This is a genomic window from Delftia sp., from assembly GCF_059499305.1.
In genome coordinates this window covers 1-10473 of sequence record NZ_JCABYI010000003.1, presented here as the reverse complement: position 1 = coordinate 10473, position 10473 = coordinate 1, and the positions used below count along the sequence as shown (strand labels likewise).

Genomic DNA, 10473 nt, shown 5'->3' with positions numbered 1-10473 from the left:
TGAGCACGGTGCGCGAGCCGGTGACGATCTTGCCCTTGACGACGCTGTCGGTGATACGGGCTGCGGGTTTGCCACTCATGCAGACTTCTCCTGAGTGGACTTGATGGCGCAGTCGCACTGTATCGCTGTATCCAGGGCGGCAATTGCTTCACATTGCCTCATTCCGGGTGGATGGAAACAGTGGCGGATTCTCTGATAGCCAGGCATTTCATGAGAATGCAGTGGCTCGCCCCATGGCGTGCGGATGGCAAATGGTCGTGTCATTGTGTCAACCGTCCTATGGACGGCTCCCTCTCTCGATGAGCGGGAATCATAGACAGGCCACTGGCAATGGCGCAATTGATTTATGCGTCAGACTCCTCTTATAAATGTAAGCAAATTGACTATCTTGGATACATCAGCAATTGAATGCCACCTCACCAATGGAAGGACATATTGATAAATTTCCCATGCCATTGGTGCAATGGGCATGAGGCGCCTGCTGACCCGCATCAAGGGGCGCCAATAAAAAAAGCCCCTGCCTCGGAAGGCAGGGGCTGTCAGGGGCCCGGGGCGCCATGCGTGACACCGCCGGGCCGGCTAGCAACGGGTTGGCATCAGCCGGCAGCCGCCTCCGGCGAGGGCTTGGGCTGCAGGCGCTTGAGCACGCGCGGCACGATGAGCACGCAGGCCACGATGATGATCAGCGTCAGCGACATGGGGCGCTGCAGGAAGATCCACCAGCTGCCTTCGCCGATGGACACGGCGTTGCGCATCTGCGCCTCGGCCAGGGGGCCCAGGATCATGCCCACCACCACGGGCGCGGTGGGGAAGTCGAAGCGGCGCATGATCACGCCCAGTACGCCGATGCCGTACAGCAGGAACAGGTCGAACGCGCTCTGGCGCATGCCGTAGGCACCCACGGTGGCGAAGATCAGGATGCCGGCGTACAGCTGGGGACGCGGGATCTTGAGCAGCTTGACCCACAGGCCCACCATGGGCAGGTTGAGCACCAGCAGCATCAGGTTGCCGATGTACAGCGAGGCGATCAGCGCCCAGACCAGGGCCGCGGACGAGCTGAACAGCTGCGGGCCGGGGTTGATGCCGTAGTTCTGGAAGGCGCCCAGCAGCACGGCCGTGGTGTTGCTGGTGGGAATGCCCAGGGTCAGCAGCGGGATCAGCGCGGCGGTCACGGTGGCGTTGTTGGCGGCCTCTGGGCCGGCCACGCCTTCGATGGCGCCCTTGGTGCCGAACTCCGCACGGTCCTCGCCCTTGGCCAGTTTCTTCTCGGTGGCATAGCTCAGGAAGGTCGGAATCTCGGTGCCGCCGGCGGGAATGCAGCCGAAGGGCGTGCCGATGACGGTGCCGCGCAGCCACGCGGGCCACGAACGCTTCCAGTCACGGCCGGTCATGTGCACGCGGCCCATCTTGTTTTGCGTATCGACGACCTTGCCTTCGTACATGGCGGCGTACAGCACTTCGGCCACGGCGAACAGGCCCACGGCCACGAGCACGATGTCCACGCCGTCCAGCAGTTCCATCTTGCCCATGGTGTAGCGCGCAGCGCCCGAGATCTGGTCCATGCCGATGCAGCCCAGCGCCAGCCCCAGGAACAGGGCCGTCATGCCGCGCAGCGCGCTCTGGCCCAGCACGGCGCTCACGGTGGTGAAGGCCAGCACCATCAGCATGAAGTACTCGGGCGGGCCCAGCTTGACGGCGAAGTCGGCCACCGAAGGCGCGAACAGCGTGACGACCACGGTGGCCACGGTGCCGGCCACGAAGGAGCCGATGGCGGAGGTGGCCAGCGCGGCGCCCGCGCGGCCGCTCTTGGCCATCTTGTTGCCCTCCATGGCCGTGACCATGCTCGCGGTCTCCCCGGGCGTGTTCAGCAGGATGGAGGTGGTGGAGCCGCCGTACATGGCGCCGTAGTAGATGCCCGCGAAGAAGATCATCGAGGCGGTGACATCGACCTTGGCGGTGATGGGCAGCAGCATGGCCACGGCCACGGCCGGTCCGATGCCGGGCAGCACGCCCACGGCCGTGCCCAGGGCGCAGCCGACCAGGGCCCACAGCAGGTTGGCCGGTGTGATGGCGGTGGCAAAGCCCGCCAGCAGTGCGTCAAAGATTTCCATTACAGCCACCCCGTCTCAGTCAGGCCCGGCAGGTTGATCGCCAGGAATTGCGTGAAGGCCCAGAACACAGGCGCCGAGATCAGCAGTCCGGTGACCACGTCCTTGGCCCAGGTGATGGGCTTGCCCGCCTGGGCCTGGCCGCCGGCACGGCGCAGGCCCTGCACGGCCAGCACGTAGCAGACGGTGCAGCTGACGATGAAGCCCACGGTGCCGATCAGCACGGCATTGACCAGCAGGCCCGTCGACACCCAGACGAAGGCGCCGATGTCGGCTCGTGGGTGGCCGCCCCCGCAAGAGGCTTCGCGAAAGCCGCCCGTGCGTGCCTCCCAGACCAGCCAGGCGCCGCAGACTGCGAGCACCAAGGCACACAGCCAGGGCAGGAAATTGGGGCCGACGCCGCCGTAGCCGGCATCGCCAGGGATTTGCAGCGCGCCGAAGGCCAGGCCTGCGGCGACAAGCAGCACGCCGGAGCCGACGATGGTCTGCGCGCGTACCGAGGGAAAGCCGCTGGGCTCATCGGCCTGGGCGGCATCCGTGGCAAGTGGATTGGGTTGTGAGGACTCGGACATGGTCAGTTCCTGGCCGCAGCGGGACCAGCGACCGGGCCGGCCACCGCTGCAGACGTGGGGAAAAAATTAAGCCGCCGGGGCCTGCGAGCCGCTGGCGCGGCGCGCGGGCATCTTCCGCTTCTTGAAGCAGGCGCTGCGACTGGCGCCTGCCGTGGCCCGCAGGAGTGCGGGCCTGTTGCTGCACCGGCCCCGCAAGAGGCCGGTGCAGCAGCTCGATCACACCATGCCGGACTTGACCATGGTGGCGCGCAGGCTCGCGAACTCCTGGTCCACGAACTCGCCGAAGGCATCGCCGGCCAGCCATGCAGGCGTCCAGTCGTTCTTCTGCAGCGCCTCGGCCCAGGCCTTGCTCTTGGTGGCCTTCTCGATCATGGCGACCAGCGCATCGCGCTGTGCCTTGGTGATGCCGGGCGCGCCGTACACGCCGCGCCAGTTGCCGATCTCCACGTTGATGCCCTGCTCCTTGAGCGTGGGCACGTCCACGCCCTTCAGGCGCTGGCCCGAGGTCACGCCGATGGGCTTCATCTTGCCGGTGCCGATGTACTCGGCGAACTCGCTGTAGCCGCTGCCGCCCACGGTGACGTTGCCGCCCAGGATGGCGGAGATGGCCTCGCCGCCTCCACGGAATGCCACGTAGTTGATCTTGGAGGGATCGACGCCGACTTCACGCGCAATCATGGCCGCCGCAATGTGCTCGGTAGAGCCGCGCGAGCCGCCGCCCCACTTGACGGAGCCCGGGTCCTTCTTGAGCTGGGCGATCACCTCGGCCATGTTCTTGAAGGGCGAGTTGGCGGGCAGCACGAAGACGTTGTACTCGCTGGTCAGGCGGGCCAGCGGCGTGGCCTGCGTGAGGTTCACGGGCGGCTTGCCCGTGATGATGCCGCCCAGCATGACGGCGCCCATGACCATCATGGCGTTGGGATCGCCCTTGCTGCCGTTGACGAACTGCGCAAGGCCGATGGCGCCGGCGGCGCCGCCCTTGTTGTCATAGGTGACGGAAGCAGCCTGACCAGCGTCCTGCAAAGCCTTGCCCAGGGCACGGCCCGTGGTGTCCCAGCCGCCGCCGGGGTTGGCCGGCAGCATCATCTTGACGGCTGCCGCAGCCTGCGCAGACAGCGGCAGGCTGCCTGCGGCGGCCAGTGCGGCCAGCGACTTCAGAAAAGTATCACGACGCATGGTTTGACTCCTTGTGTTGTAAGGCTGTCGATGATCGGTTCGCTACCTGTCAAATGGCTGTCCAAACCCCTAGGGGAATCCCTAGATCGCTCTCGCCACGATGGCCTGCATCGCGCCCGGTGCTAACGTCCGGCCCATGCAATTGCTGCTCGTAGAAGATGACAACGCCATGCGCACCACGCTGCAGCGCACGCTGATCCGGCGCGGCATCCAGGTGGAGACGGCGGCCGACGGCCCGTCGGCCCTGGCGCAGTGGCTGGTGCGCGAGCCCGACGCCGTGGTGCTGGATTTGAGCCTGCCCGGCCTGGACGGCCTGCAGGTGCTGGAGCGTGCGCGCGGCCAGGGCCTGCGCACGCCCGTGCTCATCCTGACCGCGCGCGGCACCGTGGGCGACCGCGTGCTGGGCCTGAACGCCGGTGCCGACGACTACCTGGCCAAGCCCTTCGACCTCGACGAGCTGGAGGCCCGGCTGCGCGCCCTGCTGCGCCGCAGCAGCGACAGCTTCACGCCCAAGCCGCCGCCCGAGACCATCGCCATGGGTGCGCTGCGCTACGACAAGGCCAGCGGCGCCATCCACCGCGATGGCGAGATCATGGAGCTGACGCCGCGCGAGCTGGCCCTGATGCACGCCCTGCTGGCACGCCCCGGCCATGCCGTGGCCAAGGAGCGCCTGTTCGCGCTGGTGTTTCCCGGCGAGTCGGACGTGCAGTACGAAGCCGTGGAAGTCGTCGCCTACCGGTTGCGCAAGAAGCTGTCGGGCACAGGCGTGCAGCTGGTCACGCTGCGCGGCCTGGGCTATCTGCTCAAGGCCGAGTCGGCCTGAGGCACTCCACCACTCACCGCAGCCCATGCGCGACCCCGGTCTTCCCCTTCCTGCCCCCGCGCGCACGCGCCAGCCCTGGTCGCTGCGCCGCCAGCTGCTGACGGGCATTCTCGTGCCCGTCATTCTGTTCATTGGCTTCAATACCTGGAGCCTGTACCACCAGACGCTGGCTGCGCTGAACACCGCCTATGACCGCACGCTGCTGGCCTCGGCCAAGAGCATCAGCGAGCAGCTGGATGTGACGGGCTATGACGAGTCCGCCCAGCTGCATGCCATCGTTCCCTACTCGGCGCTGGAGATCTTCGAGGCCGACAACCAGAGCCGCATGTTCTACCGCGTCTCCACGCTGGAGGGGGAAATGGTGTCGGGCTTTGGCGAGCTGCCCATGTGGCATGGCGTCATTCCCCAGCGCCCGCCCTACGCGGCCCTGGTCGACTTCTACGACGCACAGTTCCGGGGCCGGCCCGTGCGCATGGCCGTGCTGCTGCAGCCCGTGGCCAGCGCCAAGGGGCGCGGCATGGCCGTGATCCAGGTGGCCGAGACGCTGGAGCTGCGTGAAGCGCTGGCCCTGCAGATCCTGCGCACCACGCTGGCGCGGCAGGCCCTGCTGGTGGCCGCCGTGGCGCTGATCGTGATCTTCGTCGTCCAGCGCGCCACACAGCCCGTGCGCCGGCTCAGCAGCGACCTGCGATCGCGCCCGCGCGGCGACCTGAGCCCGCTGTCGGCACCCTCAGCACCGCGCGAGTTGCAGCCGCTGCTGGAGGCCATCAACCAGCTCATGCTGCGGCTTCGCCAGCTGCTGTCGGACCAAAAGCGCTTTGTGCGCGACGCGTCGCACCAGCTGCGCACGCCGCTGGCCGTGCTCAAGGCACAGCTGCAGTCGGCCCAGCGCGGCGATGTGCCGGCCGAGCAGGCCTTTGAGGAAATCGGCGCCACCGTGGACCGCGCCACGCGCCTGGCCAACCAGATGCTGGCGCTGGCCAAGGTCGAGCAGCTGCGCCAGGAAGACAGCGCCGAGCCCGCATCGCCCGCGCCCAGCCTGCTGGACGAAGTGGTGCGCGACGTGGCCATCGAACTGTCGCCGCTGATTGCGGAGCAGGACATCGACTTTTCCATAGACACGGAGCCCTGCCCCGTTCCTGCCCACGAATGGATGCTGCGCGAGCTCACGCGCAACCTGCTGCACAACGCCATACGCCACATGCCTGCGGCCGGCAGCCTGCACATCAGCGTGCACCAGGCCGGCAGCCAGGCCGTGCTCAGCCTGCGCGACAGCGGGCCGGGCATAGACAGCGAGCTGGCGCAGAGGCTGTTCCAGCCATTTTCGGCCGGCAATGCGCGCAGCGGCTCGGGCCTGGGGCTGGCCATCTGCCACGAGATCGTGCAGACGCTGGGCGGCGCCATCGAGCTGCGCAACATCTACCGGCAAGGCCTGGTCTGCGGATTGCATGCGCACGTGGCGATTCCGCTGCAGCCGGCCACTGGCAAGCACCCCGCGCCGCGCGCACAATAACGCCATGACCGATATCGAATCCATGCGTCTGGACAAATGGCTGTGGTGCGCGCGCTTCTACAAGACGCGCAGCCTGGCGACGGAGGAAATCGGCAAGGGCCGCGTCACCGTCAACGGAGCCCTGGTCAAGCCCGCGCGCGAGGTGCGCTGCGGCGACACCGTGGCCCTGCGCCAGGGCCAGGTCCCGCGCACCGTGGTCATCCGCGGCCTCTCAGGCATGCGGGGCCCCGCCCCCGTGGCCCAGGCCCTGTACGAGGAAACCGCCGAAAGCCTGGCCGAGCGCGAACGGCTGGCAGAGCAGCGCCGGCTGGCTCCGGAGCCCGCCAGCAGCATCGCCAGCCAGCACGAAGGCCGCCCCACCAAGCGCGACCGCCGCCAGATCGACCAGGTGCGCGAGCGCGGCAGCTGGGACAGCCGCTGGAGCGCCTCCATCGACGATCTGGACCGGCGCTGAATCGCACGGCCCTGCCCGCCTCTTCCCGCAAAAAAGGCCATGCGCAACAACTGCGCATGGCCTTTTTGCATGGATTTGCGGGAAGCAGGCCCTGCGGCGTTCAGACCACCTGGTCCCTGGCCGGGGCGTCGTCATCCTGCGCGCGCGGCAGGATGAGGTTCATCACCATGGCGGCCATGGCGCCCACGGTCACGGCCGAGCCCAGCAGGTACTGCAGCATGTCCGGCAGGGTCTGCACCCAGTCCTTGGGGGCCAGGGTGGCAAAGAAGGAGCAGATGATGGGCACGCCCACCACCAGCATGGCACGCTCGTCCAGGCGCACATGGCGCAGGATGCGGATGCCCGCCATGGCAATGGTCACGCAGACCACGGCGAACATGCCGCCGATCACGGGCGAGGGAATGGCCGCGATCAGTGCGGAGAACTTGCCCAGGAAGCCCAGGCAGGCCAGCACCAGGCCGGCTGCAATGAAAACCATGCGGCTGGCCACACCGGTGATGGAGATCACGCCGGCGTTGGTGGAGTAGCCGGTGACCGGCGTGGCACCTATCAGGGCGGCCACGCTGCAGCTCAGGCCTTCGCCCACGGCGCCACGGTCCAGCTGGCGGCTGGTGATGGGCTGGTTGATCACGGCCGAGACCGCGAACCACGTGCCCGTGGTTTCCGCCATGACCACGAGGTAGATCACGACGAAGGTGAGCACGGCGGGCAGCGAGAACTGCAGCGGATAGTCGATGCCCGCCAGCTTGGGCAGCGTGAGCCAGGGCGCATCGGCAATGGGCTGCCAGGCAAACAGCCCCATGCCCCAGGCGACGGCCGTGCCGCCAGCCAGCGCGATGATCACCGACGACAGGCGCATCCAGCGGCCCAGCCGGTTGTCGAAGCGCAGGCCCAGCATCATGGCCGCAATCAGCAGCGCCGCCGATACCGATGCCAGCGCGATGGACTGGTTGACCGTCATGCCGCCGTGGACCGCGAACACGTTGGCGCTCAGCGCAATCGGCAGCAGCGACAGCCCCACCACGAGGATGATGGTGCCGCCGACGATGGGAGGCACCAGCCAGCGGATCACGCGGTGAAACCAGCCCAGCGCACCCAGCGCGATGACGATGAGCGCGCCCGGAATCAGCGCGCCATAGACCGCTCCCATGCCGCCGAAGCCGCCGCCCGCGCCAAAGGCCACGGCCAGGATGGCACCCAGGGGAATGTAGGAAGGCCCTTGTGCCACGGGCATGCGCATGCACCAGGCGGTCTGGATCAGCGTGCCCACGCCTGCGGCAAGAAAGGTGGACTGGATCATGGACGCCGCGTCGGCCTGCGACAGCGCCAGGGCCGAGGCAATGATGAAGGGCACGACATACACGTCCATGGCCATCACATGCTGCAGGCCCAGCAACAGGGCCTGGGAGAGCGTGACGCGGTCGTCAGGGCGGGCGATCAGGCGCCCTTCGTAGGAGGAGGTCGGTTCGGTCATGGAGCGGAAAACGCGGGAAACAGCCAGTGCGCAAACGCAGCCGGTCTTCAGGCGGGGCTGGCCGCCTGGCGCCGGTGCACGCACGCGCCCTGCACCCAGGTGCAGGCCACATTGGCACGCGTGGCATGGTGGATGATCTTCTGCAGGATGTCGGCCGGGCCGTCCTGCTCGGGCCAGATCTGCACATTGGAGTCCGGCGCCAGGCAGTCGACGGCCAGGGCATCCATGGCATGGCCGGGCTCGATGCGGCCAATGGGAAGGTCCAGCGCATCGCCACCCGCCGCCGTGGCCAGCCACAGTGCAAAGACGTGGTCGATGCGGGCCTGCACGCCCTGCCCCGCCCTGCCCCGCCGGGCGGCCGTCTGCGCCGGATCCACGCCTTCGTGCAAGGCCAGCGAGGCTGTCATGGCATGGCGGCAGGCGTCGAACATGCTGGGGCTGTAGCCCCCCGAAATGTCCGTGGCCAGTCCCATGCCCAGGCCCTGCTCGCGGCCGCTGCGCGCGGGGAAAACGCTGTTGGCGAAATAGAAGTTGGATAGCGGGCAATGCGCCACCGAGGCGCCCGTGCGCGCCATCAGCGCCACGTCATCGGCCGTGAGGAAGTTGGCATGGGCCACGACCGTGCGGCGCGTGAGCAGGCCGAAATCATGCAGCGCATGCGCATCGGTGCGGCCCTGGCGTTCCAGCACATGGGCGTGGGCCCAGTCGCTCTCGGAGCAATGGGTTTGCACATGGGCGCCGGTGCGTCCAGCCAGGTCGCCCAGGCCGCGCAGCAGCTCGTCGGTGCACGAAGGAATGAAGCGCGGCGTGATCGCCGGCAGCACGCGCTGCTGCGCGTTGTCCGGATGCTGGCGCAGCCAGTCGATGAAGCGCGCTGTCTCGGCAATGCCTTCGGCGGCACTGGCGTCCTTGTAGAACGAAGGGCATTGCGACGGCTCGTCCATGGCCACCTTGCCGACCAGGGCGCGCTGGCCCAGGGCCAGGCAGCGTTCGGCCAGCACCTGGTTGCCCACGGCGTGGATGGTGCCGAAGTACATGGCCGTCGTCGTGCCATTGGCCAGCAGCGTACGCACCACGCTGTCGTAGACCGATGTGGCAAAGCCGGCATCGCCGTAGCGCGCTTCCAGGGGAAAGGTGTACTCCTGCAGCCAGGTTTCCAGCGGCACATCCAGGGCCTTGCCGCTTTGCGGCCATTGCGGGGCATGCACATGCAGGTCCACCATGCCGGGCAAAAGGTACTGGCCCTCGGGCAGGCGCTGCAGCGTGCCTGCGGCCGCATGCGCGGCCTCCAGAGCGGCGCGGCGGGGATCACCGCGCTCCAGCACGGCATCGATCATGCCGCGGCCATCCACGACGATCAGCACGTCCTGCCGGATGCGCAGCGCGTGCGGCGTGGGGGCATCGAAGGCCGTGCACAGCAGGGCCCAGCCTGGGCGCGGCTCAGAGGAATTCATCATGGGAAACGACAAGAGAGCTTCACTTGGCCTTGAGCTTGGCCAGGTCCTCGGCCGACAGCCAGCGCCACTGGCCCGGCTGCAGGTCCTCGGTGAGCTCCAGCTCGCCAATCTTCCAGCGGTGCAGGCCTTCGACGCGGTTGCCAACGGCGGCGATCATGCGCTTGACCTGGTGGTACTTGCCCTCGGTCAGCGTGAGGTCCAGCACATGCTCGCTCACCTGCTCACAGGCAGCCGCCTTGACGGGCTTGGGGTCGTCATCAAGCACCACGCCCTCCAGCAGGCGCTGCACCTGCCGCGCATCCACGGCATGCTTGGTGGTCACACGGTAGACCTTGGGCACATGCTTCTTGGGCGAACTCATGCGGTGGATGAACTGGCCGTCATCGCTGAGCAGCAGCAGGCCCGTCGTGTCCTGGTCCAGCCGGCCCACGGCCTGCACGCCCTGCACGGCACCCTTGTTCGGGCGCTGGCGCAGCGGCATGGGCAAAAGCGAGTAAATGCTCGGATAGGTTGAAGGCTTTTGCGAGCACTCCGTGCCCGCCGGCTTGTGCAGCAGCACATAGCCCAGCGCGTGATAGGCCCACTCCACGCCCTGTACGCGATAGCGCAGGCCTTCAGGATCGATGTCCTGCGTGGAATCGAGGCAACGCACCCAGTCGTTGGCCTCGGTGTCCCACAGTTCCACCCAGCCCTGCTGGACCAGGCCCGAGCACACGCGGCGGATACCGAAGCCTTGGGAATACAGAATGTCTTGCAGTTGCATGTTGGTCTTTCAAGCCGGCGCACCCACCATGGCGCACGCACATCGCGCAGGGCCGGAACAGGTATTCTGCGCAAACAAGCAAAAAACCCCGTAGCTTTGGGCTACGGGGTTTCTTGGGCTGTAAGAGCCTGAC

The 10473-nt window shown here is 67.5% G+C and carries 9 protein-coding genes; 3 read left to right on the top strand and 6 right to left on the bottom strand.

Features of this window, described 5'->3' with window-relative positions; translation table 11 throughout:
* Nucleotides 1-596 precede the first annotated feature (596 nt).
* The 3 genes from AC5I49_RS01855 to AC5I49_RS01845 form a co-directional block, all read right to left on the bottom strand.
* Nucleotides 597-2111, bottom strand: a complete 1515-nt coding sequence (locus AC5I49_RS01855; RefSeq protein WP_047219874.1) for a tripartite tricarboxylate transporter permease — start codon at nt 2109-2111, stop codon at nt 597-599.
* Nucleotides 2111-2680, bottom strand: coding sequence for a tripartite tricarboxylate transporter TctB family protein (locus AC5I49_RS01850; RefSeq protein WP_016454030.1), 570 nt, complete (start codon nt 2678-2680; stop codon nt 2111-2113). The genes AC5I49_RS01855 and AC5I49_RS01850 overlap by 1 nt, the downstream gene beginning before the upstream one ends.
* A gap of 216 nt (nt 2681-2896) precedes the next feature.
* Complete coding sequence (locus AC5I49_RS01845) at nt 2897-3856, bottom strand: Bug family tripartite tricarboxylate transporter substrate binding protein (RefSeq protein ID WP_016449641.1); 960 nt, start codon at nt 3854-3856, stop codon at nt 2897-2899.
* Between the two features lie 100 nt (nt 3857-3956).
* Here AC5I49_RS01845 and AC5I49_RS01840 point away from each other — a divergent pair, with 100 nt between their 5' ends.
* From AC5I49_RS01840 to AC5I49_RS01830, 3 genes are read left to right on the top strand one after another with little or no spacing between them, the layout of a single operon-like run.
* Nucleotides 3957-4679: a response regulator transcription factor gene (locus AC5I49_RS01840; RefSeq protein ID WP_016449642.1), complete on the top strand. Its 723-nt coding sequence runs from the start codon at nt 3957-3959 to the stop codon at nt 4677-4679.
* 25 nt (nt 4680-4704) lie between these two features.
* Entirely contained in the window at nt 4705-6192 is a 1488-nt protein-coding gene (locus tag AC5I49_RS01835; protein ID WP_016454029.1) for a sensor histidine kinase, read from the top strand.
* Between the two features lie 4 nt (nt 6193-6196).
* Nucleotides 6197-6646 carry an RNA-binding S4 domain-containing protein gene (locus AC5I49_RS01830; RefSeq protein WP_016449644.1) on the top strand — a complete coding sequence of 150 codons (450 nt, stop codon included), beginning with the start codon at nt 6197-6199 and terminating at the stop codon, nt 6644-6646.
* A gap of 100 nt (nt 6647-6746) precedes the next feature.
* On the opposite strand, the gene AC5I49_RS01825 is transcribed toward AC5I49_RS01830, so the two are convergent.
* From AC5I49_RS01825 to AC5I49_RS01815, 3 genes are read right to left on the bottom strand one after another with little or no spacing between them, the layout of a single operon-like run.
* Nucleotides 6747-8120, bottom strand: coding sequence for a uracil-xanthine permease family protein (locus AC5I49_RS01825; RefSeq protein ID WP_026062410.1), 1374 nt, complete (start codon nt 8118-8120; stop codon nt 6747-6749).
* 47 nt (nt 8121-8167) lie between these two features.
* Complete coding sequence (gene guaD, locus AC5I49_RS01820) at nt 8168-9577, bottom strand: guanine deaminase (protein ID WP_495788751.1); 1410 nt, start codon at nt 9575-9577, stop codon at nt 8168-8170.
* Between the two features lie 19 nt (nt 9578-9596).
* Nucleotides 9597-10340: a 16S rRNA pseudouridine(516) synthase gene (locus AC5I49_RS01815; RefSeq protein ID WP_016449647.1), complete on the bottom strand. Its 744-nt coding sequence runs from the start codon at nt 10338-10340 to the stop codon at nt 9597-9599.
* Between the last annotated feature and the right edge of the window lie 133 nt (nt 10341-10473).